The 23,226-nt window shown below is 48.8% G+C and carries 26 protein-coding genes, 1 pseudogene and 2 riboswitches; of the genes and pseudogenes, 9 read left to right on the top strand and 18 right to left on the bottom strand.

All coding sequences use genetic code 11. From position 1 onward, the window contains the following. Positions 1-51 precede the first annotated feature (51 nt). Positions 52-405 carry a hypothetical protein gene (locus tag BM299_RS10210; protein ID WP_092483776.1) on the top strand — a complete coding sequence of 118 codons (354 nt, stop codon included), beginning with the start codon at positions 52-54 and terminating at the stop codon, positions 403-405. Between the two features lie 54 nt (positions 406-459). Here the strand turns inward: BM299_RS10210 and BM299_RS10205 are convergent, their stop codons facing one another. Then, the gene (locus BM299_RS10205; RefSeq protein ID WP_092483648.1) at positions 460-762 is read right to left on the bottom strand and encodes a hypothetical protein; all 303 of its coding nucleotides are present in this window, start codon (positions 760-762) and stop codon (positions 460-462) included. 146 nt (positions 763-908) lie between these two features. After that, positions 909-1,073 carry an FmdB family zinc ribbon protein gene (locus BM299_RS19320; RefSeq protein WP_165608264.1) on the bottom strand — a complete coding sequence of 55 codons (165 nt, stop codon included), beginning with the start codon at positions 1,071-1,073 and terminating at the stop codon, positions 909-911. A 125-nt stretch (positions 1,074-1,198) separates the two neighbouring features. On the opposite strand from BM299_RS19320, the gene BM299_RS10200 reads away from it, so the two are divergent. The 3 genes from BM299_RS10200 (at position 1,199) to BM299_RS10190 (ending at position 2,266) form a co-directional block, all read left to right on the top strand. After that, positions 1,199-1,435, top strand: a complete 237-nt coding sequence (locus BM299_RS10200) for a GIY-YIG nuclease family protein (RefSeq protein WP_342741331.1) — start codon at positions 1,199-1,201, stop codon at positions 1,433-1,435. Continuing rightward, complete coding sequence (locus BM299_RS10195; protein WP_092483646.1) at positions 1,435-1,920, top strand: 2-thiouracil desulfurase family protein; 486 nt, start codon at positions 1,435-1,437, stop codon at positions 1,918-1,920. The genes BM299_RS10200 and BM299_RS10195 overlap by 1 nt, the downstream gene beginning before the upstream one ends. A gap of 142 nt (positions 1,921-2,062) precedes the next feature. Beyond that, on the top strand, positions 2,063-2,266 hold the full coding sequence (locus tag BM299_RS10190) for a hypothetical protein (RefSeq protein ID WP_092483644.1): 204 nt from the start codon (positions 2,063-2,065) through the stop codon (positions 2,264-2,266). Here BM299_RS10190 and BM299_RS10185 read toward each other — a convergent pair. After that, complete coding sequence (locus BM299_RS10185; protein ID WP_092483642.1) at positions 2,263-3,717, bottom strand: amino acid permease; 1,455 nt, start codon at positions 3,715-3,717, stop codon at positions 2,263-2,265. The two genes, BM299_RS10190 and BM299_RS10185, sit on opposite strands and share 4 nt — an antisense overlap. A 207-nt stretch (positions 3,718-3,924) precedes the next feature. Between BM299_RS10185 and BM299_RS10180 the strand changes: the two genes are divergently transcribed. Together BM299_RS10180 and BM299_RS10175 are read left to right on the top strand one after the other, a co-directional pair. After that, the gene (locus BM299_RS10180; RefSeq protein WP_092483640.1) at positions 3,925-4,107 is read left to right on the top strand and encodes a hypothetical protein; all 183 of its coding nucleotides are present in this window, start codon (positions 3,925-3,927) and stop codon (positions 4,105-4,107) included. Next, the gene (locus BM299_RS10175; protein ID WP_092483639.1) at positions 4,097-4,666 is read left to right on the top strand and encodes a hypothetical protein; all 570 of its coding nucleotides are present in this window, start codon (positions 4,097-4,099) and stop codon (positions 4,664-4,666) included. The genes BM299_RS10180 and BM299_RS10175 overlap by 11 nt, the downstream gene beginning before the upstream one ends. 16 nt (positions 4,667-4,682) lie before the next feature. Here BM299_RS10175 and BM299_RS10170 read toward each other — a convergent pair whose 3' ends face one another. The 4 genes from BM299_RS10170 to BM299_RS10155 all read right to left on the bottom strand — a co-directional run bounded on the left by BM299_RS10170 (position 4,683) and on the right by BM299_RS10155 (position 8,665). Continuing rightward, positions 4,683-5,375: a superoxide dismutase gene (locus BM299_RS10170; protein ID WP_092483637.1), complete on the bottom strand. Its 693-nt coding sequence runs from the start codon at positions 5,373-5,375 to the stop codon at positions 4,683-4,685. Between the two features lie 159 nt (positions 5,376-5,534). Beyond that, positions 5,535-6,449, bottom strand: coding sequence for a homoserine O-acetyltransferase MetA (metA, locus tag BM299_RS10165; RefSeq protein ID WP_092483636.1), 915 nt, complete (start codon positions 6,447-6,449; stop codon positions 5,535-5,537). 71 nt (positions 6,450-6,520) lie between these two features. Further along, the gene (locus BM299_RS10160; RefSeq protein ID WP_207545167.1) at positions 6,521-7,816 is read right to left on the bottom strand and encodes a homocysteine synthase; all 1,296 of its coding nucleotides are present in this window, start codon (positions 7,814-7,816) and stop codon (positions 6,521-6,523) included. A gap of 81 nt (positions 7,817-7,897) precedes the next feature. Beyond that, positions 7,898-8,010, bottom strand: a riboswitch (SAM riboswitch). 235 nt (positions 8,011-8,245) lie between these two features. After that, entirely contained in the window at positions 8,246-8,665 is a 420-nt protein-coding gene (locus BM299_RS10155) for a MarR family winged helix-turn-helix transcriptional regulator (protein WP_092483632.1), read from the bottom strand. Positions 8,666-9,008: 343 nt separating this feature from the next. Between BM299_RS10155 and BM299_RS10150 the strand changes: the two genes are divergently transcribed. Next, positions 9,009-9,356 carry an AMP-binding protein gene (locus BM299_RS10150; RefSeq protein WP_092483630.1) on the top strand — a complete coding sequence of 116 codons (348 nt, stop codon included), beginning with the start codon at positions 9,009-9,011 and terminating at the stop codon, positions 9,354-9,356. Beyond that, positions 9,352-9,588: pseudogene (locus BM299_RS20215) on the top strand (acyl-CoA dehydrogenase); the annotation flags it as partial. The gene BM299_RS10150 and the pseudogene BM299_RS20215, both read left to right, overlap by 5 nt. A 216-nt stretch (positions 9,589-9,804) precedes the next feature. On the opposite strand, the gene BM299_RS10140 reads toward BM299_RS20215, so the two are convergent. The 9 genes from BM299_RS10140 to BM299_RS10105 form a co-directional block, all read right to left on the bottom strand. Next, a complete protein-coding gene (locus tag BM299_RS10140; protein WP_165608263.1) occupies positions 9,805-11,907 on the bottom strand; it encodes a beta-propeller domain-containing protein in 2,103 nt (700 codons plus the stop codon). A 73-nt stretch (positions 11,908-11,980) separates the two neighbouring features. Continuing rightward, complete coding sequence (locus tag BM299_RS10135; protein ID WP_092483626.1) at positions 11,981-14,614, bottom strand: GAF domain-containing protein; 2,634 nt, start codon at positions 14,612-14,614, stop codon at positions 11,981-11,983. 33 nt (positions 14,615-14,647) lie between these two features. Next, positions 14,648-15,028, bottom strand: coding sequence for a FapA family protein (locus tag BM299_RS10130; RefSeq protein ID WP_131820634.1), 381 nt, complete (start codon positions 15,026-15,028; stop codon positions 14,648-14,650). 56 nt (positions 15,029-15,084) lie between these two features. After that, the gene (locus BM299_RS10125) at positions 15,085-15,390 is read right to left on the bottom strand and encodes a hypothetical protein (protein WP_092483622.1); all 306 of its coding nucleotides are present in this window, start codon (positions 15,388-15,390) and stop codon (positions 15,085-15,087) included. A 125-nt stretch (positions 15,391-15,515) separates the two neighbouring features. Next, positions 15,516-15,600, bottom strand: a riboswitch (cyclic di-GMP riboswitch). A gap of 108 nt (positions 15,601-15,708) precedes the next feature. Then, positions 15,709-15,834: a hypothetical protein gene (locus tag BM299_RS20210; RefSeq protein WP_281246366.1), complete on the bottom strand. Its 126-nt coding sequence runs from the start codon at positions 15,832-15,834 to the stop codon at positions 15,709-15,711. Positions 15,835-15,848: 14 nt separating this feature from the next. Then, positions 15,849-16,505, bottom strand: coding sequence for a spore coat protein (locus BM299_RS10120; RefSeq protein WP_220427521.1), 657 nt, complete (start codon positions 16,503-16,505; stop codon positions 15,849-15,851). 117 nt (positions 16,506-16,622) lie between these two features. Next, positions 16,623-17,378 (bottom strand): fumarate reductase iron-sulfur subunit, encoded by a 756-nt coding sequence (locus BM299_RS10115; RefSeq protein ID WP_092483620.1) that lies wholly within the window; start codon positions 17,376-17,378, stop codon positions 16,623-16,625. Then, on the bottom strand, positions 17,371-19,200 hold the full coding sequence (locus BM299_RS10110; protein WP_092483618.1) for a fumarate reductase flavoprotein subunit: 1,830 nt from the start codon (positions 19,198-19,200) through the stop codon (positions 17,371-17,373). Before BM299_RS10110 ends, BM299_RS10115 begins: the two co-directional genes overlap by 8 nt. Next, entirely contained in the window at positions 19,197-19,832 is a 636-nt protein-coding gene (locus tag BM299_RS10105; RefSeq protein WP_092483616.1) for a succinate dehydrogenase/fumarate reductase transmembrane subunit, read from the bottom strand. Before BM299_RS10105 ends, BM299_RS10110 begins: the two co-directional genes overlap by 4 nt. Before the next feature lie 549 nt (positions 19,833-20,381). Between BM299_RS10105 and spoVT the strand changes: the two genes are divergently transcribed. Continuing rightward, positions 20,382-20,915, top strand: a complete 534-nt coding sequence (gene spoVT, locus BM299_RS10100; protein ID WP_092483614.1) for a stage V sporulation protein T — start codon at positions 20,382-20,384, stop codon at positions 20,913-20,915. Between the two features lie 757 nt (positions 20,916-21,672). Here spoVT and BM299_RS10095 read toward each other — a convergent pair. Then, positions 21,673-22,593 (bottom strand): selenium metabolism-associated LysR family transcriptional regulator, encoded by a 921-nt coding sequence (locus tag BM299_RS10095; RefSeq protein WP_092483612.1) that lies wholly within the window; start codon positions 22,591-22,593, stop codon positions 21,673-21,675. Beyond that, positions 22,590-23,093: a universal stress protein gene (locus BM299_RS10090; RefSeq protein ID WP_092483610.1), complete on the bottom strand. Its 504-nt coding sequence runs from the start codon at positions 23,091-23,093 to the stop codon at positions 22,590-22,592. Before BM299_RS10090 ends, BM299_RS10095 begins: the two co-directional genes overlap by 4 nt. Between the last annotated feature and the right edge of the window lie 133 nt (positions 23,094-23,226).

The raw sequence follows: 23,226 nt of genomic DNA, 5'->3' as shown, positions 1-23,226 counted from the left end.
ATTACGCATCCCGCTGGTAAATATTTTATGGGTTTCAAGGGGGGTGATTGCGTGTTTGAAGAAATAGCGGATTTGTTAACTGATGATAATGAACTGGCAGGTAAGATAAATTTTCAATTAACCGAGGGGCAAATCTTTGATCGTGATGTCAAGGATGTGACAGTGTTTTATAAGCTGGTGGGGGATTCCCGTTTTAAATTCTTTCGCAGCAACGGCTTTGAATTGGTGTTTGTGCATCTTACAGAAGACTGGATGCGGCAGGCCAGGGTGGATTTAGGCAGTATCAATTATGCCGGCGGGGTTGATGTGCAACTGGCCTGGAACGATAAGGAGGACATTCTTTCGGTAAAGGGTATTGGGGATACCGACTATGTTACCGTAAAAGCCATGCAGATAGACAACTAAAATCAGCCGCCCCGGCAAATGTCGGGGCGGCTGTGCAGGTGCCGCCGGAAACCCTTACTTGAGTGGTATTTTAATTTTTTTTATTATTTGGGGTTCGGGGTCGTTGATTAACACTTCCACTACGAAATAGCTGTAATATTTTTGTATTGCGGTGGACATGCCGAAAGACCTCAGCCCGTATTTATCCAGTATTTGGATTAGACTGCCGTATATTTTGGCCTCCAGCATCAACCTGTCGTTCAAATCCGCATGTTTAATGCCTGACAGAGTTTCCCGTACATGCTCTGCAAATTCATTCAGGGCGGGGATGAGGGGTGAAGTATCAAAGCTGACATACTCTTCCACCAGGTCAATCAATGGGACCACTCTCCTCATATGGTATATGTAATATATTACCATATATAGGAATTATTATCTATATATAATTTAAAACCCCTGTAGTATTTTACTAACAGGGGGTTTTCCGATCGGAAGCACCGCTTCCGTGCTTTTATAAATTAGCCTCAGGTAAACCTCGACCCGCCGCCGCAGCCGCACCCGGCATTCTTGTTTTCCTGCACATTGGCGCTGCCGCATTGGGGGCATTTTACCTCTCCGGGTTTAATCAGTATGTACTTAACCAAAAAGTCCGCTGAACAATTAGAGCACTTGTATTTAACTTGCGGCAATGTATATCCCTCCTTTTATTTATATATTAATATATAGTAAATAGGAGGTCAATAGGTTTTATCTTATTTTACTTGTCAACTGTCGCTATCATCTGGAGTAAGAAATCGGAGGTCGTATGTTTTTCGTGTACATTTTAAAGTGCTGCGACGGTACACTTTATACCGGTTATGCCGCCGATCCGGCAAACAGGTTGGAAAAGCACAACCGCGGCCTGGCCAGTAAATACACCAGGTCGCGGCTACCGGTGGAGTTGGTTTACCTTGAACTTGCCGGACAAAAAGAGCGCCATGCGGCGGGAATCAGCCATAAAAAAGATGCGCCGGCGGCAGAAATTGAACCTGATTTATGGGGGTGGATTTGATGATTATTATCAGCGCTTGTCTGGCCGGTGAAAAATGCCGGTATTCCGGTGACGGGTTTGATTACCCCGAACTGCGTAAACTGGTGGAAGAAGGCAAGGCCGTGCCCGTCTGTCCGGAAGTACTGGGCGGGGCGCCTGTGCCCCGGGACCCCAATGAAATTGTCGGGGGTGACGGGTTTGATGTCCTGGACGGCAGGGCCAGGGTGATCACCAATCGGGGTGAGGATAAAACAGACGTTTTTGTGCGGGGCGCCCGGGAAGTGCTGGCCATTGCCCGGAAAAACAACGCGCAGGTGGCACTGTTAAAAGAACGCAGCCCGTCATGCGGAAGCAATATGATTTACGACGGCACTTTTTCCGGTAAAAAAATCCCCGGTTGCGGGTGCACGGCGGCCCTACTGATAAGGGAGGGTTTACAGGTGTTTTCCGAAGAAAACTACTCCGGTAAAATAAACGCACGCGCATTCGGCGATCAGGGCAATTAATACCAATACCCAACCACAAACACACAAAAAATGTTTGCAAAAAAAAATATATTGACGAAAGACATGCCCCGGGCTATAATAAAACAAACACGCGTTCCATAATAGGGTGGCTGTTATTTTACGGGGGAAGGCGGTGCCGAACATGCAGACTGATGCGGCGGTTTTAAATCAAGTAACCCCGCAATCTCCGGCCCGGGAGCAGGTCAGGCATCAACCGGGGTTTATTGACAGGGTAACAAACAACCTGGAACGGGAAGATACCGTAGTGGAATACTTGATGGGTTACGGGGTTTGCGCAATAACAATGCTATACTTGCTGGGAAATCTCGTTCGGATGCTGTTTTAAACCTTTTTTCCATCTTCCGGCTTGCGGGCCGGTTCGGGCATTGCCCGGCTTGCATATACTTCTTGGGATTCACGTGCCAGTTTGCTTTTCCGGTATCCATACAACCAATATACAACCAGGCCAATGGCAACCCAGGCGATAAAACGCACCCAGGTTAGCGGCGGCAGATTTATGGCCAGGTAACCGGCTGAAATGATGGTCAATACCGGTATGGCCGGCATCCAGGGTAGGCGGAACGGGCGGCGCAAATCCGGATTGGTGCGGCGCAGGATAATCGCCCCCGTGGATACAGCGATAAATGCTGTAAGAGTACCGATATTGGCCAGTTCCGCCACCAGCCCGATGGGTAGAAAAGCGCCGATCAGGGCCACCAACACCCCGATGATGATACTGTCCCAGACGGGCGTGCGCAGGCGGGGATGCAGCCAGTCAAAAATGGGGGGCAACAGATCGTCCCGGGCCATGGCGAAAAATATCCGGCTTTGCCCGTACATGGCCACCAGCAACACGCTGGTAAGGCCGGCCAGGGCACCCACGGAAACCAGGGCAGAGGCCCAGGGAATGCCCGCCCGGAGCAATGCGGTTGCCACCGGCGAGGCGGTGTTCAGGTTGGTATATTTGACCATGCCCGTCAATATGCCGGCTACGACTATGTAAAGCAGGGTTGAAATGACCAGCGTCCAGATGATGCCGCGCGGCAAATCGCGCTGCGGGTTTTTAACTTCCTCCGACGCCGTGGCTACGGCGTCAAAGCCGATGTAAGCAAAAAAGACTATTGCGGCGCCGTGGAACACCCCGGAAATGCCATAAGGCAATACCGGGCGCCAGTTGGCGGGATTGATGTGCTGCACCCCAAGAGCGATAAACAGCGCTATGGCGGCCAACTTGGCCACCACGATAATTTTGTTGGCCGTTGTGCTGTGCTGCGTGCCCGTGATAATCAGCCCGGTAATCACCAGTACGATCAGTGCTGCCGGCAGGTTTACAATTCCGCCGTCGAAGGGGGAGGATGTAAAGGCGGCAGGCAAAGTAATGCCGACGGATTGCAGCAAGTCGCCCATGTATGAACTCCACCCGATGGAAACGGCGCCGGCCGCCACCAGGTACTCCAGAATCAGGTTCCAGCCCACCAGCCAGGCAATAATTTCTCCCAGGGAAACATAAGAGAAGGTGTAGGCGCTGCCGGCGGATGGTATGGCTGCGCCCAGTTCGGCATAAACCATGGCTGCCAGAGTGGCGGCGATACCCGAAAGAATAAAGGAGAACACTACCCCGGGGCCGGCATAATTGGCTGCCGCTACCCCGGTAAGTACGAAAATGCCGGTGCCGATGACGGCGCCGACACCCAGGGCCGTAAGGTCCGCCACCCCCAGGGTGGGTACCAGCCCGCGTTTATTTTTCTTTTTATCTGCCAATACCTGTTCCACGGGTTTTTTACGCCATACGCTCATTTTACAAGCCCCTTTCCGAAGATATTATCCCCAAGACAAGCACTTGTATGCGCCGGTCCGGGGTACTTTTCGGCGGGGCTAAAACGGCGTTGCTTGTGAAAAAAATTGGGCGCGGGTCCATTGACATCCTGCGTACGGCTATATTATTTTGGAAAAAAAATCGGTTATTTGGCGGTTGATAAATAAAATAAAGGGGAAATTGTTGCGATGTGCCGGAACGAAAACTTTGCACTTGAAAAATTGCCGGATGAACATGCAATAGCGGAACAACCCTGGTTGGCCAAGCAATTGGCCGGCCTTGCCGAGGCTCCGGGTCCGGTGGCTGAGCGGGCCGACCTCCTGCTGTTGCTGGCCCGCCTGTCGCTAAAAAAAGCAGGCCGTGGCCCTTAGCCGGTGCGCCGGCCGGGATGACCTGGTACAAGTTTTACTGGATCGCAGTGAATACGGTGCACTGTTGAACCTGTTGCAAAGCGACCTGGCCCGCTGGCTGCCGGATACCGGTGCATTTGCCGATTTAAAGTGGCTATTGGAAACGCTTCTGGCGGTTAAAAAGCAGGCCGCCGGGAAAAAGGCCCGGGTGGTGTGGCATACCCCGGCCGGGCCGCAAGTACGGGAAAGCGCGGCCATGCTGGAGGCACTGCTGGAAGAGACTTTGGCGGCCGCCGCCGGTGCGTGGGTGCGCTGCTTGGGTGGGCCCGGGGGGGACCACCGGATCTGGGAAATGCCCCGGGCGCTGGCGGACTTTGAACTGGCGGAAGCTGTTTTTGTTGAGCTGACGCGGGAACCACGGGCGCTGGCTTTACTGCTGGAGGATGTCCCGCGTGAACTGGGCGATACCGCCCTGGGTTCGGAGGAGTTGTTGGAACTGTTGCAGCGGGGAGCCAAAGCCGCTGAATTTTGTCATAAAACAATCATTGAGGGAATAGAAAAAGTTAAAGCCCTGGTTTAGAGCCAAGGCTTTTTTATTAGGGCAGGCTTTCTAACCCCAAAATATTATACAAAGTTAGCTGTAGTTGGGCTTGCATGGCCAGTTGCAGCCGTCTTTCCACTTCTCCCCAGTTTACAAGCTGCCACCACGCTTTTACATAATCACTGCGTTTATTCCTGTAATCCAGGTAGTAGGCGTGTTCCCAAACATCCAGCACCAGAATGGGTATACCGCCCCACTGGGTCAAGTTTTGGTGTTTTTCGGCGGTCAGTATTTCCAGACGTCCCCAGGCCGGCTGCCAAATCAGCACCGCCCAGCCCGATCCTTCCACATTTATGGCGGCTTGGCTGAACTGGTCCATAAATATATAGATGTTCTCAAAATAATTAATTATCTGATGCTGTATTTGATAACCGGGTTGCCCGCCACCTTCCGGGGTCATTATCGTCCAGTAGATACTGTGCAATATGTGGCCCGAGCCATGAAAGGCCAATTCGCGTTCCCAGTGTTTAACCAGTTCAAAGTTGCCCTGTCGCCGTGCTTCCACAAGCTTGAGTTCCGCTTTGTTCAACCCTTCAACATAGGATAAATGGTGATTATCGTGATGAATGCGCAGGGTGGTGGCGCTGATTACCGGTTCCAGGGCGTTGTAGGGGTAAGGCAGCGGTGGCAGTTTGTGCCCGCCCGGCGGCACATAGTTGTACGGCAGCCAAACTTTATGCGTGCTCATAATACACCCCCCTGTTACAAGGAAACTGTTGGTAAATAATTTATGCCGCCCGGCATAAAAAAGTGCCCCGGTTAAAAAAAATCAGTAACCGGGCAAAAATCCAGTAATAATATCGAAATAAAGAATTGGTGTTCCGGTGGGCGGGAAAATGTATTTTTATTATATTTCATTTAAATTGTATGGTGTTTCTTGATAGACATAATAGTTTAACCAGTTGGAAAATAATAAATGGGCATGTCCTCTCCATTTAGCTATCGGAGTATTTTTCGGGTCGTCATTAGGGAAATAATTTTGAGGCACCGAAATTTTAATTCCTTTTTGTATATCCCTTTCGTATTCTTTTTTTAAAGTCAGGGGGTCATATTCAGAATGCCCTGTTACAAAAAACATCCGGCGGTTTTTTGTGGCTACCAGGTAAATACCTGCTTTATCAGATTCCGAAAGTATTTCCAGTTCAGGAACTTGTTCAATATCTTCCCGGCGTATTTCCGAGTAACGTGAATGCGGAACATAGAATTCATCATCAAAACCCCGGAGAAGCTTGACATTTTTTTTATTGACATGATGTTTGAACACGCCAAATAGCTTTTGTGTCAATTTATGTTTGGGAATGCCAAAGTGATAATAAAGTCCGGCTTGGGCCGCCCAACATATATGAAACGTTGAGGTTGCATTATGCTTTGACCATTCCATTATTTCTTTCAGCTCATCCCAATAATCCACCTGGTGAAATTCAAAGTGTTCGACCGGTGCGCCTGTTATAATAAAGCCATCAAACTTTTCCCTTTTTATTTCATCAAAAGTCTTGTAAAAAACTGCCAAGTGTTCCCCGGGAGTATTTTTAGAATCGTGTGTTTTGGTTCGCAAAAGCTCTATTTCAACTTGCAGGGGAGAGTTGCCGAGCAATCGCAACAATTGTGTTTCTGTAATTATTTTAGTTGGCATTAAGTTTAATATTAAAATTCTTAGCGGCCGAATGTCCTGGTGAACTGCACGGGTTTCGGTCATTACGAATATATTTTCTCCGTTAAGAATTTCCACTGCAGGAAGATTATCCGGTATTTTAATTGGCATAAGAACATCCCCTTATGTCGGTATTAAACTGGTATTTCCTGTACTTTCGTTCAAGGATCATTTTTGGAAAATTACTTTTGCGAATTCCAGGTTCCAAGAGCTTGGTCAAGGTCTTCCAATAAATCTTCGATGCTTTCCAGGCCAATGGAGAGACGAACCATGTCCGGAGAGACGCCGGCCTTTAATAGCTCTTCTTCAGATAGTTGACTGTGGGTCGTTGAAGCCGGGTGTATTACCAGGGATTTTGCATCACCCACATTGGCTAGATGGGAGAAAATCCGTAAGTTTTCTATAAATCTTTTGCCGGCCTCCAAACCGCCTTTAATGCCGAATGTCATTATCGCTCCGGCGCCTCTGGACAAATATTTTTTAGTCAATGCATGGGACGGGTGACTGCTGAGTCCCGGATAAGACACCCAGTTAACTTGGGGGTGATTTTCTAAAAAGTTGGCCACTTGTTGTGCATTGCTGACATGTCGTTCCATTCTTAAAGAAAGGGTTTCCGTACCCTGAAGTATCAAAAAGGCATTAAAGGGGCTCAGACAAGCACCTATATCCCTCAGAAGCTGCGCTCTGGCCTTACCGACGAATGCCGCCGGGCCTAAGTCTTTTGTATATGAAATTCCATGGTAACTGGGGTCAGGGTTGGTTAATCCCGGAAATTTATCGTTTTGTGCCCAATCAAATTTTCCTGAATCAATTATGATGCCGCCCATACTTGTACCATGCCCGCCAATAAATTTAGTCATGGAATGAACAACAATATCAGCGCCGAATTCAAACGGGCGGCATAAAAACGGAGTTGTAAAAGTACTGTCGACAATGAGCGGTATGCCGGCTTCATGGGCCACCTCACTAGCCCCTTGAATATCCAGTACATCACACCTGGGATTGCCGATAATTTCCCCGAAGACGGCTTTTGTCTTGTCAGAGACAGCCTTGCGGAAGTTTTCGGGCCGTCCGGGATCCACGAAGTGAACTTTAATACCCAGGCGGGGGAGGGTATGGGTAAATAAATTAAACGTTCCGCCGTAAAGGCTGCTTGAGGATACAATCTCGTCACCGGCCGATGCAATATTCAATATTGTGGTATATATGGCGGCATGACCGGAGGAAAGGGCGAGAGCTCCTACGCCTCCTTCCAGTGCGGCTAAGCGCTTTTCCAGTACTTCAACTGTTGGATTTCCAATTCGGCTGTAGATGTTACCCGTTTCCTTTAAAGCAAATAAATTTGCAGCGTGTTCTGAATCCCGAAAAACATATGATGTGGTTTGATAAACAGGTACTGCCCGGGAAAGTGTTTCGCAGTCCGGTTGGTAACCGGCGTGCAGCGCTACAGTCTCAAAACCCCATTTCTTTTCTGTCATTATTGTCCTCCTTGTGATGAGATAATATATTTAAAAAAATTAACCCTTCACAGATGGAAAGGGTTAATTAACATTAACGACCTCTCATCTGCCAGGACAAACTTGTCCTGAAGGAATTAGCACCATGTCCGGTTCAGTGCCGGACGGGTTGCCGGGTTTCATAGGGCCTTTCCCTCCACCACTCTTGATAAGAGCTGCCTGAATAAGATTTTTAGTTTTTATTGGATCTTGTATTAATGTTGATTAATAAGGAACGATTGCACTTGGTTAATGCTATTTTCTATAATAACATACTAATGTTACAAAACTGTTACATTCATTTAACATTTTCATAACATAAATCAATAAAAGCGGCTGTCGATGATAACAGCCGTGCCTCAAACAGGTTATTAAGTGCTGTTGAGGTGTACTGCCTGTAGGGGAACAGTTCTAGTCCAGGCTTTTTGATATCGTTTTCAATGCTTTAATTAAATTGTCTTCTGAGCCTTCCAGGTTATTCTTAAGACGCCGGTTGAATTTCAGTCCCGCGGCAAAAACCTCTTCCGCCAGCCTCCGGCCGTTATCCGTAAGAAACAGCCTGGTTACCCTGCGGTTTTGTGCATCCATCCTTCTTTCCACAAGTCCTTCTTTTTCCAATTTATCCACCATGGTTGTCAGAGAAGAATTTTCGATTTGAGCGCGGCTGCCTATCTCGGACAGGGTGGACCCTTCTCTTTCCAGCAAACAGAATAGAATCAAAGATTGAGGGAAGTTAATGCCGAATTCCTTCAGATGACTCGTTATATATTTCTCAACTTTTCTCATTGTCATTTTGAGCTGGTAACAAATAAATGTTGTAAAATCCTGCATTTTAGTCCCCTTTCATACTATAAAAATATTACACTTGATATTTAGATTGAGTTTAAACCGTTATGTTTTTCTTTGTCAACTTGCATTATTACGTACCACATGCACTTTGGGCGGCAATAAAGTCAGGATGTGATAATAATTGAATTTTTAAATAAAAAATTCGAATCGAATATTTCGAATCGAAAGGAATGCCCGTATTAGTGTCGAATAATTTACACTATTATAAAAATTGGCTAATTATAAAAATGGTTGATAACCCTTAAGGAGTAAACGGTAAAAACATCTTGAATTAAATCTGCCGAAAAACAACAGGAATCATTTTTAAGAAAGTGTGGGATGACTAATGCGGGAAGACCGTCTGCCAACTTTAAGTGAGTGCTTTTATACCACCTGCCGCAGGTTTTCAGTTCGAAAGGCACAACTATTTAACTCTGAATTGTATCATAATGACAACAATGGCTCCTTTACATACCGGGAAATGCAGGAAAGGGTGGAAAGCATAGCTTGTGGGTTGCTGGCCCTTGGTTTTGAAAAAAAAGAGCGGGCAGCGATAATGGCGCATAACAGTCCATACTGGACCCAGGCGGACTTTGCCATAATCAATGGCGGTGGTGTGACCGTCACCATTTACCCAACATTATCTTTAAAAGAAGCATCTTACATCATCAATGATGCCCGGTGCAGAGGGTGATATAACCACCAAGGCTTACCCGACAGATACTCCGGGCGTTTATAAAATTAAGGGAACCAAATGCTTTATCACCGGCGGTGACCACAACCTGACAGAAAACATTATTCATTTGTTGTTGGCCCGCATTGAAGGGGCGGCACCGGGTACCAAGGGGATATCTCTCTTCGTGGTTCCCAAGAACAGGGTAAACGAAAATGGAGAAATAACCGATAAACGTATTGTTTATGTGATTAACTGTAATGATCACACAGTTCGTTCCTGCTTTTTATGGAAAGTATATATAAAAAGGGGACTGGATCCGGTAAAAGGGGGACAGGCACCGGTTCACAATACGAATCGGAGCCAGTCCTCTTTTACGGTGCCAGTCCCCCTTTTATTCTCGGTGCAAAAAACAAAAAGGAACACCCTGAAAGTGTTCCTTCTGCTGAAATTGAGCAGGCAGCATGCTTTACTGCAAATTAATTGTCTTCAGTTCCCGCAGGTTTTCCAGGTCGTTCATTTTCAACTGCTGCTGAGAAATTGTGTAAAGTACGTCGCCGATATACAGGGATCGTTCAACTGCGTTGTAGTTGTAATACCTGTCAGCGGACGGGTTGCCCGGGTGTTCCACTTTGCCCTTCAGCTTGATGCCCTTTTCCGGGGATATTGTAAATGCAAACACACCCTGCCACCGGGGGTAGCCGGGCCAGATTTCCGGTTCGACCATGATCCTGTAAGGCGACCCGTAGCTGACGGGGATGGCCAGCAGGTTCTTTTCCCGGCTGAACAATACCGCCCGGTGGTCCCGCAGAGCCGGGGAATCGGAGTCGGCCCGGTCAACCACGTACTTGGCCACTTCCTTGGGCGCCGCCGGGTTGGACACGTCGAACAGGGCGATTTTTATCCCCAGTTCCCGCGCCGGCGGGGGCAAAATCCTTGGCTGCGCCGACGGCGAATCGGGTGCGGGGGCGACGGACACCTCCCTGCCGATGCCGATCAGGTGATTTTCATCATACGGGTGCAGGTAATCCGAGTAGCCCGGGATTTTCAGCTTGCCCAGCACTTTGGGGTTGTGCGGGTCCTGCAGGTCGATGACGAACAGCGGATCAATGCGCCGGAAGGTAACCAGGTAGGCCCGGTCACCCATAAACCGGGCGGAATAAATTCTTTCCGTGGGAGCCAGACCCAAAACCGAACCGGTTACTTGCAGGTTCTCATCCAGTACGTATAGGTTGTTTCGGGTAGCGGGCAGGTCGGTAAAGAGAAAGCCCTCCGAGGTGGTGGCAATACGAAAATAACCGTTGTGTTCATCCATGGAAAACTGGTTCAGAACATGCCCGCCGACCTCGCCCCGGCACAGGTACTCCACGCCGCCGTTCTTTACGGCCAGCTTGTGGATTACGGTTTTGTTGCGTTCCCGGGCCATATCCCGCTGCCACTTGTCCCGGTACTCCCCTATTTTTTCTTCCAGGGCCGGCGCCTTCTCGTAATCCAGGCTGTTCAGGTACCGGTCCAGTATTTCCTCCACCTGCTGCAGCTTTTCACTGTAGTTTTGCCCCGAGCTCTGCACGGTTTTTATTTGGGCGGCGACATGGTCGGGCACCGCCTCAGCCAGGCCGTTCAGCAATTTTTCAGTGTAAAGCGCACAATCGGGTGTTTTGATGCCGGTCAGGTACAGGTTTTCAGCCGAAGCAAATATATGCTGGGATGTGCCGGTCAGGAAAGTTTTGCTTTGTAAACTTGTTGTGCCCTTTGTGTCGATGGCCAGTATTGTCGTGTACCGGTAAGCATAGTCCGGGTAATTGAAATAATGTATTTCCCCCGGTGGGATGACCCGCACCTTGCCGTTGGTAGTGATTCTTGGCAGCACGACTTCTTCTTTTTCGGCTTTTGCGGGTTCATAGCTGTTTACCGGGGTATTGACCACCGCGTACACGTAGTTGTCAATCATCCGTGATGTTACGTAATATCCGTCACAGGTCGTATCCTGAATAAGTTGCGGCTTTTTCTGATCGGTAACATTATATTGGTGCACAAACATCCGGTCCGGTTCCGGTCCGTTGCCGAAAACCACCAGGGTATCCCCGTTGATAAAAGCTTCCACGGGCTGTCCGGAAAATTTTATTTCCGCTGTTTTTTTCGCTTCAGCCGGCGGATAGGCCCGGATGATGGACAACTTGCGGTCGCCGGTGATATACAGGTAACTGCCGTCCGTTTTTACCATGTCCGCTTCATCCACACCCTGTACCTGGTTGTTGGTCGAGGAATAATCCGGCGGGGCGGTGTTGGCCCCGGTATCCTGCGCCGCTGCTTCGGACTTCATCATCCTGGCCCCGGACAGAGCCTTTACTTCCGGCATCCCGCCCGGCATCATGTCGCGCCCGTACCATATGCCGAACTGCCGGGCCTGTTCGGTGCTTTTTTCTATGTAACTTGCCAGTTCAGTGTATGATGAGAAAGTGGCCGGTTCACCGGCGGTTGATGTTTCAGGCTTTACCGATATGCCCGCCAGCAGGGCTATGGTTACCAGCAACCCGATCACTAATCCATACAGCGTGTTCCGTGTAAACATATCCATGCCCCCCCATTTTCAGGTTTTAATATTGCTGACGCGGGGGCGAGGTGGAAAGTTCCCTTGTTGGGTATTAATATTGAGCGAGTAACGCTTGGGGAGGATCAATTGCCAGGTTGGCTTCATCTAAAAGCTGATGCCAGTCGATTTCAAAAAACATTTGAACCACCCCGGGATCGAAATGTTTCCCGGCCTGCTCGCGGATGTATGCATATACCTTGTTTTCGGGCAGGGCGGGGCGATAGGGGCGGTCTGAACGCAAAGCATCCCATACATCGATTACAGCAAAAATCCGTGCCGAGAGTGGAATTTGTTCGCCTCTCAACCCGCGCGGGTAGCCGGTGCCGTCCCACTTTTCATGATGGCAATAGGGGATGTCCAGGGCTGGGCGCAGGTATTCGATAGGCGATAACATCTCGTATGCATTAACCGGGTGGCGACGCATGATTTCCCACTCTTCGTCGGACAGGGGGCCGGGCTTGAGCAGGATGTGGTCGGGGATGCCCATTTTGCCGATGTCGTGGAGCAGAGCCCCGCGGTGAACATGCACCAGTTCGGCTTCGTGGACCCCCATGGCGCGCGACAGGTGTACCGTCGCCCGGGCGACGCGCTGGCTATGCCCTTCGGTTTCTTTATCCCGCATATCTAAAATGCGGGCCCAACTTTCGATAGTGGCATCATAGGCCAGCCGGAGTTCCTGGTTGGTGTGCTGAATGTTTTCAAGTAATGCGGTATTTTCTATGGCTATGGCCGCCTGTCCCGCCAGGGTTTCCATGAAGTCCAGTCCATCCCGGTCGGGATAAAGGGGCTCGCGGTGAAAAACTTCCAGCAGACCTTTTATTTGGCCTTTAATAATAAGCGGAATACTGAAATATGCCTTAAAGTTTTCGTTCGCCAGCAGCGGGGCGCGCAAAAAGGCGGTTCCCATTTCAGGTAGATTTGAAATGTGAATGGAGCGCTTATCCAATAAGGCCTGTCCAACGTATCCTTCGCCAAGACGCAGGCGGGAACCTTCCGCGGTTGTGGAGCGGAACCCCAGGCCGGCGGCATATTCCAAAACTTGAGCGTGTTGATTTAACACCAGTATGTCGGCGGCGTGAACGCCCAAGTGTTCAATAAGCTGGTCCAGAATTACGTTGAAGGTGACGTACAGGTCCGGTTTGGTATTAATGGTCTTGTCTACGCGGCGTAGGGCATGTAAATATTTGAGTCGGCGTTCCGTCTCTTCAAGCAGCCGGGCTTTTTCCAGCGCGATGGCTGCCTGGTGTGCGTATGTCTGTATAAGTTCGACTTGTTCCGGGGTGAAGAAGCCGGAGCGGTCGCTGTAGAGGTTTAAAGAACCCAATGTTACGTTTTGGCTGATAAGCGGAAAGGCGGCACTGCTGCAAAAACCTTCCGCAAGCTGGGCCGTACGCCACGGGGTGTTGTTCGCGGCGCTGGCGATATCATCTGAAACGACCGGGGAACCGCAGCGGATGGCGCGCCCGGTGGGACCCCGGCCTTGGGGCGAATCATCCCAGCGCAAGGTGAGCTTTTGGGGATATTTGCTATCTAATGGGTAATGTGCAAGCAATCGCACGCTTTTATCTTCCTCGGCCCTGCCCAGCCAAGCCAGTCTTACACCGAAAACTTCCACGCAGGTGCGGGTAATCTCTTCGGCCAGTTCCCGCTGGTTCAGGTTTTGCGCCAGCCTTTGGGCACTGGCGTACAGCGCGGTAATGGTTTGCATTTGGCGCAGGTTGTCGCTATATAGCTGTGCGTTTATGCTGGCCAGAGCCTTCGCGTGGGTGACGCTTTGGCAAATGGTATCTTCAGCTCGCTTGCGTTCAATGGCATTTCCCAATATCTCGGAACACACGCGAAGGAGAGATAAGTTATGGTTGCTCCACTCCCCTGTTGTGGAAACATTATCAAGCCCAATAAATCCGGCCAGTGTTCCTTTTATAACTACAGGCATCACCAGAAGCGATTTAATGTCCTGGTTCTGTAATATTTCCTGTTCAGCTTTTGATTCTGCCGGCATCTTGGAAACATCAGAAATGTGAATAAATTCTCCCTTACGCAGCTTGGACATCCACCACGGAAACATATCCGCAGGAAGGTTTTGCAGATTATGTATTTGCGGGCTTACGCCCTCGGCGCACCATTCATGGGTATTATCCATGACGGTTCCCCCTTGCCGTATGAGAAAGAGATAGGCTCTGTCCGCGCCGCTTACAGTACCCATATCGGCAAGAGAATCGTTAATGGAAACGTCGATATCCGATTTGCTGACAAAACGGGATGAAATTTGCGCTATGGTTTTTTCATATCTCAACATGTGCCGGATTTCCATTTCGGCCTGCTTGCGTTCGGTAATGTTAAGAATTATTCCCGCCAACCCGGCCACGGTGCCGTCGGGGTTTAAGTAGGCAGTCTTGTTGAAGATGACATCATGCCTGGTGCCGTCCGCGTAAAGGACCGAAGCTTCATAAACCTGTACACCCGGTTTCCGAAGCAATGCCGCTTCCATCTCGTGGTACTTTTCAGCTAAATCTTTTGGGGCAATATCGTAAACTGTTTTACCGATAATTTCTTCTTTGCTTAAACCGGTAAATGCTTCGAAAGCCTTGTTGCAACCCTGGTACAAACCCCGGGCGTTTTTATAAAAAATCGGGCTTGGTATGGCATCAATCAATTGTTGTAAAAAAAACAGGTGATTTGGCAAACCGTTTATCTTAATTACCCCCCTTATTCTTGTTTATAAATATTTTATCTGCACTTGTTCGCCGTCATCGTTACTAAAAATTACGGGACCCATGGTGCCTGTAATTTTTAGTAGGCGGTTGTTTATATAAACAACTACCCCGTCATATATCTTATTAAAAATTTTTATTTTACCGGAAGAAGTTTGTAGAATTGTTTTGGATCCTGTTTCGGAGCCCGCTTCTTTTACTAAAATGTTTCCTTTGGCGTTAACCTCTCCGCCCCGGATTATACCGTTGATATAGATGTTTCCACCCGCGGTAATTTTACTGTTGAAACATCCTTTGTCGGCAATATATACATTATTAGTGGCGGCGATAATGCTGTTGAAAGAGTAATCTACGTAAACGTCAGCCGAAACATTCTGCAGTTGCAAAAAAAACTCCTGGGCTAATTTAATATGTTCCATTAATAATTGTATTTTTTCGACAGTCAGGTTCCTGGGTGGAATATGTTTTGGCCCGGCAGACCCTGAACGTGGATTTCATTGTTTTTTACCCATACCAGGCCGGGGGGGAGCTGTTTTGCCGATTCAGCATTATATTTATCGGAGTATTTATTATTGAAAAAATTTTTGCTTAACCGGTTATTCATTTTTGCTTCGATATTATCATTTATTGACGGGCTTTCTGCTGTTGTTGCCGGTAAACTATTATCATCTGTTCTTTTATATTTTGTCCCCATATACTCTTCAAGTAATTCATCGATTAGTTTGGCTAATTTTTTTTCGCTGGTCATGTAAGTATCCCTCCTCCCCAAAAAGTTTTTCCAGTCCTTATGGATAAAAAAACACTGCGCAGTTGAAAAAAGGCCACGGGGTATGTCCCGGTGGCCGGCTGAAAAACGGCATAGCTGCACGTTATTTCAGCAGCCAGGCGACCTTAGCTTAATAACCTTAGGCCCATAGCTTTGCGTCCCGATCTTTCGAACGGTTTGCCCGGTTTGTTGTTATTGCTCAAATTATATAATAATTAGAAACACAATGTCAAAAAAATGTCTAAATTTCTTAATTATTTTTTAAATTTAAATAATTTATTCTCTTTCTTATTATTGCAGTTAACGAAGTACCTGTTTGATTTTGTTGACCGAAGCGGTCAGTTCCTGTATGGAAGCGGAAATTTGCTGGGTGGATGCCGTCTGGTGATTAATTATTTGCTTGATGAGGTGGTATAATTTGACCAAAATAAAACCCCCCCTTATTGAGGGGGGTATTGCTGCTGGGTGGGTGAGTGGGTGACAAAGTTTTGCGGGGTGGTGGGCAACTGGTACCAGCCCCGCTGGGACATGTAATTGTATAGTTCGTAGGACATTTCTATGCAGTTGCGGGCCATGTTAGTCAGGGCGTTTCTGATGTGCGGCTCGGAACTTTCCAGGGCGGCCCTGGTATTGATCTCCGCACCGGATTTGTGGAAAAGCAGCGCGCCCTCGGAAATAGTCCGGTCGTTAAATGTGGGTGCCTGGGTTCCGGGCTGTCCGGCGGTCATCTGGGTGCCCACGGCCGGACTGCCGGCGGTGTACTGCGCTGAGTAGGACGTGGTTCCGGTTTGCTGGCCGTACTGCCGGCCGGTCCACTGAGTGCCGTACTGGGCCGCGCCGGTGGTGGTTTGTGCGCCGCCCGCAGTGACGGACATGGTGGTGGGCAGCGGAATGTTACTGGTGTCCAGACCGTGGCTTTGCATCATTTGAATCAGCCTCTGAAAACTGTCCAGGGTATGTCTTTGCTGGCGGTCCAGGATGGTTCGCAGTTGCTGGTCCTGGCAGCCGGTCATATAGAGGTTGTAATGGTCGATCATGCAGGCGTTGCTCCGCAATACTTCACTGAGCACCATTGCTTCGCGGGTTCCTGTTTTCATGGTATTCCTCCCTTGTATAATTTATTTACCCCGTTTATTATTCAGGGATTTACCGGAAATTATACAAGGAAGGGATATTTTTTGCCGATCACTGACCACCGGCGACCGGCCACCGACTTACGCCAGTTTGACGCCTTTTTTCTCCTTGACGCCCAGCCCGATTTTGGCAATTTTGCGGCGTACAAAGGCCAGCTGCATCTGCAGCGGCAGTTCCATGGGGCAGTTGTCGTCGCAGGCCATCAGGCCCATGCAGCCAAAAGCGCCTTCCTCGGAACCCACCACCTCAAAATATTGTTCCGGGGTGCGTTCGTCCCGGGGGTCGACCATGAAGCGGGCCACCCGGTTGATGCCCGCGGCGCCCAGGAAATCTTCCCGGATGTTGGCGGTGGCACAGCCGGCAATACAGCAGCCGCACTCGATGCAGCGCTCGGCCTCGTATATTTCCAGCGCCGTTTTGTTGTCCATGCGTTCTTCCTGGGCCTTGGGGTCGAATGTTTTGCTGGTGTGAATCCAGCTTTCGGTTTTCAGGGACAGGTGCCTGAACCAGGTGCCGGTATCCACGGACAGGTCGCCGATCAGTTTAAACACCGGCAGCGGGAACAGTTTGATTTTGGCCGGCAGCGTCTTGGTCAGGGTTTTGCAAGCCAGCCGGGGCCGCCCGTTGATGATCATGGCGCAGGAACCGCAGATGGCGGCCCGGCACACGAAATCGAACATCAGGGACGGGTCCTGTTCCTCGCGAATCATGTTCAGGGCCACAAATACGGTCATGCCCGTGGTTTCTTTCAGCTTGTAGGTCTGGAGGTATGGTTTTGTTTCGGGCTTTTGCGGGTTATAGCGAAATATTTCAAAGGTTAATTCACGATCAGCCATTTTTGCCTCCTTGTGATTCAGCCGAGGATTCGCCGTAACCGCGGTCTCCCGGCGGCAGTTCGGTGATCTTCACCGGTTCGTATTTCAATTCGGGCAGGTCCGCGCCCTCCGGCCAGTAAGCCAGGGTGCGCTTGAGCCAGTTGGTGTCGTCCCGCTTGGGGTAGTCTTCCCGGGCGTGACTGCCGCGGCTTTCGGTACGCATCAACGCGCCGTAAGCTATGCACAGCGCCAGCCGGACCATGCCGGGCATGCGCAGCGCCTGGGCCAACTCGGGGTTAGGTCCTTCGCCGTTGGAACGCAGGCCGATCTTCAGCGAGCGATGGTAAACTTCCCGCAGGTTGTCTACAGCCTTTTGCAAATCTTTGCCGTTGCGGAAAATGCCCACGTAATCCATCAGGTTCTTTTCCATCTCGTTGCGGATTTCGTATACGTTTTCCTTGCCGTGCCAGCCGTTGACCAGGGCCTTGATGCGGTTTTCCTGTTCCTTGACGGCATCGTCGACCAGCTGGTAGTTATAATTAATCGTGGCATCTTTGGTATACTCGGCCACTTTCTTACCGATGATCCGGCCGGCGGTGATGGTTTCAGCCAGGGAGTTGCCGCCCAGGCGGTTGAAACCGTGCAGGTCCCAGCAGGCCGCTTCGCCGGCGGCAAACAGGCCGCGCAGCCCGTAAGCCGCGCCGTCCTTGTTGGTGCGCACCCCGCCCATGCTGTAGTGCTGGGTGGGTCGAACCGGGATTAAATCCTTTACCGGGTCGACGCCGGCAAAATTGCGGGCGATGTTGGCGATTTCCCGCAGGTTGGTATTGATATGTTCAGCTCCCAGGTGCCTGATGTCCAGCCACAGGTGCGGGCCGTAGGGACTGTCCACGCCCAGGCCTTTACGCATGTGCTGGGTCATACGGCGGGAAACCACGTCCCGGGAGGCCAGTTCTTTTTTCTTGGGTTCGTAGTCGGGCATGAAACGGTCCAGGTTTTTATCCAGCAAGTAACCGCCGTCACCCCGGGCACCTTCCGTAATCAGAATCCATACCGGCACCATGCCCGTGGGGTGGAATTGCACGGCTTCCATGTTGCCCAGGGGGACCACGCCGGTATTGAGGGCGACAAACATGCCGTTCCCCTCGTTGATCACCGCGTTGGTGGAAGCGCTGTACAACCTGCCGTAGCCACCGGTGCAAATTACCGTTGTCTTGGCGATATACACCCGCAAGTCGCCGGTGCGCAGGCAGCGGGCCACTACGCCGATGCATTGTTCTCCGTCGTGAATCAGGGAAATGGCCTCGGTGCGGTCGTGGACCGTGATGCCCATCTTAATGACCATACTGTCCATGGTGTACTGCAGGGTATGACCTGTTCCGTCCGCGGTGTAACAGGTGCGCCACTTGGCGGTACCGCCGAAGTCCCGGGCGGTGATCAGCCCTTCTTTTTCCTTTTTCTCCTCAATTACCCGGCCGTCGGGGAGGGTCCTTTGACCGGCCACCACACGGCTCCAGGGGACGCCCCAGACAGCCATCTCCCGCACCGCTACGGGGGCGGTTTCTACGAAAAGCCTGGCCACCTCCTGGTCACAGCCCCAGTCGGAGCCTTTGACGGTATCGGCAAAGTGCACGTCAGGATTGTCTCCCTCGCCCATGGCGCAGTTGCCCAGTGAAGCCTGCATGCCGCCCTGGGCCGCTGTGCTGTGGGAACGACGGGGGGGAACCAGGCTCAAAATTATAACATCCTGTCCCTGCGAAGCCGCTTCCACGGCGATTCTTTCGCCGGCCAGTCCCGCGCCTACAACCAGTACGTCTGTCATGTGTGTTTGGTATATGCTCATAGGGTACCTCCTAACTGGACAAAGACAACCATTGCTGCCAGCCCCAGGACAAGAATAATGGCGGTTATGACCTTGGAAATGTAGCCGATGGGCTTACGGGGGAACCATCCCCACTTGACAAACTGGCGATAAATGCCGAAACCGGCGTGATACTCACCCACAATCAGCAGTACCAGGTAGAACCACCAGAAGGACTCCATGCGCTCGGCGCTGTTTATGGCGCGGATGGGCCACCCCGTGGTAATCATCCACACGTGGATGCCGCCCAGCACCAGAATGGCCATGCCCGTGATGGTCTGGAAAACCCAGGTCCAGGTATCGGTATGGCGCAGCATTTTGGCGTGCCGCCAGACAATGCGCTGCTCCTGTATCCGGGTGGGAATTCTGCGGCCGGCAATGACAAAATGAAAAAGAGCAATGACAATGATAAATGGAATACCGATGTAAGAAAGATAATATGTGTCAAGAAATTCAGATAATTTGTTAAAGGTGTCCTGGGAGATCAAGATGGTGGCTACAAATAGCATGTGTGTCCACAAGAATCCCACCAGGAGAAGCCCGCTGGTCAGTTCGACCAAATCCAGATACAGGTCGGTTTTGTTGCTTTTGCTAAGGGTTTTTTGTAGCAACATTTCTTCTCCTTTCTTGTTCAAGGTTCCGGGTTTTACATCTGCTTGTCACGTTCAGCCGAACGCTTTAAAAGAATGAATGCAGTGTTTGCTGATAAGCTATCCCTCCTTTAAAGATTGATTTATGTATTTTAATTAAAAAATTAATTATTAGGAAATTAAAGAAAATGCATCTAAATTTTTTAAATTTATTACAATATAAAAATTAGACACCAGGGTGAGAAGTTCCTTTGCCTGTAACAAATATATGTTGATATAGATTTGCGGTGCGAGTTGTGGTGCAATAAGCGCCGTGAAAAATTAAAACCTGCCGCAAGGCGGGTTTTTTATTAATTTTATCATACTTTACTGCAATTTTCATGCCTTTGATATTTCCAGGTTTTATTGGGTCAAAGTGCGGCCATGGTTTTTAAATTTTATTAATTAGAAATTGTTTTTATAAGTTTGGCTTTTGGCAGGGGTTATTTTTTTTTGCAATGGTTTCCTGTAATGGTTTGGTCAAAATTAGGATATTACTAAAACAAGATTTAATAAAGGAGGTTTAAAGCTCTCATGAAAGCTACCGGCATTGTTAGAAGGATAGACGACCTTGGTCGAGTTGTGATACCGAAAGAAATCAGGCGTACCATGCGTATTCGTGAAGGCGAGCCCCTGGAAATATACGTGGATCGTGAGGGGGAGGTAATTTTAAAGAAATATTCGCCCATTAACGAGCTGGGGGAATTTGCCAAGGAATATGCCGACTCGCTGCATGAGGCCCTGGGGCACGTGGTATGTATCGCCGACCGCGATGAGGTAATCGCCGTGTCCGGCGGTTATAAAAAAGATTTATTGAAAAAGCCCATCGGGGGCATGCTGGAAGAAATAATCAACAACCGGCAGACCCAGATTATCGAAGAGGAACACAGTTTTACCGCTGATGAGCGGGTGATGTTTAAGAACAGCGTTATTTCCCCGATCGTGGCCAACGGCGACGCCATCGGGGCTGTGATCATCACTTCCAATGAGGACACCAAAATGGGTGACCTGGAAAGAAAACTTTCGGAAACGGCGGCTTCTTTCCTGGCCAAGCAGATGGAGGAATAACGCCTCTCAAGAGGGGCGTTTTTTTTCTTTAGCGTACACCCGGCTTTATTTAGCATAAAATTTCTAATAATTGGCAGTTATAATTTTGTTTAGACCGGGCACTATATAAATGCAAGGTTCGTAATGGCCGAGCCAAGATTGTTACAGGGTCATAAAGGCTCTGTAACAGTCGGCCAAAGGTTAATATCGGATCAGCGTTGGTTCGATATTAGCCGGCGGGCAGATCAGTAAATGTTCCGGCAGGCTGTATGGCAGTCCGAAGGATTGTCATATGGTCACAAGGGATGTTTACCGGTCGAGCTAAGATTATTATGGGTGCCGAAAAATTTTACAATTTAACATGTTAAAGTGTTGTTGTCGAGTTTTGTTTGGGTTTGCAGCAGTCGAGAGATTGCTGCAGGCTCATCAGGTATCCATAATAGTCGAGCAAAGATCATTATGGGTATCGTAATGGTCTGCGGTAGTCGAAAGATTGTCGTGGGCTACGCAGATACTCATAGTGGTTGTAGCGTAGGTCATTACGGGCTTTACAAGAAATCCCCTTTCTCACATGAGAAAGGGGATTTCGCCTTTAATCAAAGATTTCTTCCATTAACCGCTCGGGAATAGAGACGAACAACTAAGCTTTGCCGATATGGACAATCGGCAAGAGCGAATTCCTAAAAACTCTTTTTACTATCGAGTCAGACAGAAGGTAGAAGGTAATCTTGACGATGAACAATTCGCGCCTTTAAAAATAGACCTTTTGACCAAGTTCCTAGGCAAGTTTTTCGACTGAATTTTCCTGAAAGCAAAATGAACTCAGAAAAGATATGAATTCCTTCACTACCGGTGTTTGGAACTTGTTTTTATTATAAATTACATAAAACTTTCGTACTAAAGAAACCTCCTTGACTTTAACCGAAACGAGAGTACCCAACTTCAATTCTTTTTGTACTGCCCATTTAGAAATAATTGTTGCACCAAACCCGGCTTCCACAGCCTCCTTTACTGCTTCGGTACTTCCTAATTCCATAACCACGTTTAATTCAGATAGATTTATACCTGCTTCCTTTAATCTATCTTCGGTTATCTTCCTTGTACCCGACCCTTGTTCTCTTAAGATAAAAGGCAACGCCACAAGTTCATCAATTAAGATAAACTTCTTACCAGCCAAGGGATGGTCGACGGGAAGTAAAACAACCAGTTCGTCTTTCATAAAAGGTTTTACAATCAATTCAAAGTTATCCACGCGACTTTCCACAAGCCCTAAGTCCAGCGCCTGCTTTAACACCAGCTTAACTATTTGTTCTGTGTTGGTCACTTTTAGTAAAGCCCTTACCTGGGGATGTTGTTTTTTAAAGCACCCCAAAACTTGCGGAATCACGTATTCGCCCAAGGTAAAACTTGCTCCTACCGATAAGGTGCCTCGTATACAGCCGGTAAGAGCGGAAATATCTTTTTCTGCTTCATCCAGCAATGACAAGATCTTTTCCACATATTCATATAGAATACGACCAGCTTCTGTGATAGTTACTTGTTGGGTGTTACGATCAAACAATCTTGTACCAAAATGGTCTTCCAGAGATTTAATATGCATACTGACTGCCGGCTGAGAGATAAAAAGGGCTTGTGCAGCCCCGGAAAAACTCTTTTTATCAGCCACTGTTTTAAAAATATGAAACTGGTATAAATTCACAATATTTTCCTCCCTTTAACAACTAGAACAGGAACGTCAGATGCTTCAACTACAGCTTCAGCTATGCTTCCTAAAGCTATTCTTTTAATTCCTGTTAAGCCGGTATCTCCTGTAATGATTAAGTCAGCTCCTTCTTTTTCAGCAACGTTAATGATTTGCTTCACGGGATTGCCGCTTAAAAGAAGCAATTTCACATTTATACAGTATGCTTTACCGTATTTATGGGCAAGCTTTAAGCCTGCTAATCCATAGCGAACTCGCTTAGTCTTTTTAGCCAGCAGCTCCCATTCATTTTCTGGGATGACTGCGTCTTCTCCATCTGGATCGACAAATATAGCAATTATTTCTGAGCTGTTCCGTTTAGCTAAACCAATTGCATATTTAGTTGCTTCAATAGCCGGAGCAGAACCGTCCACTGCCAGGATAATTCTGTCAATGGATGTATTCACAGCCTCCAGTTGATTTTTGGCCAACAGCTCTTCTGCTAACTTGCTCAGCATTTTAAAACCTCCCAACCTTAAAAATGTAGGGTACGAATAGCTAATAAGCCGGCAACTGAAATAACCAGGGAGCCAATAAATCCGATAAACAGCGACTTTATTCCCATGCGCTTGACTATAACAAGATCTACGC

The sequence above is a fragment of the Desulfoscipio geothermicus DSM 3669 genome (genome assembly GCF_900115975.1).
Lineage (GTDB): Bacteria > Bacillota > Desulfotomaculia > Desulfotomaculales > Desulfallaceae > Desulfoscipio > Desulfoscipio geothermicus.
Note: the sequence above shows the minus strand (reverse complement) of the source record. Positions and strands in the feature narration are given on the sequence as shown.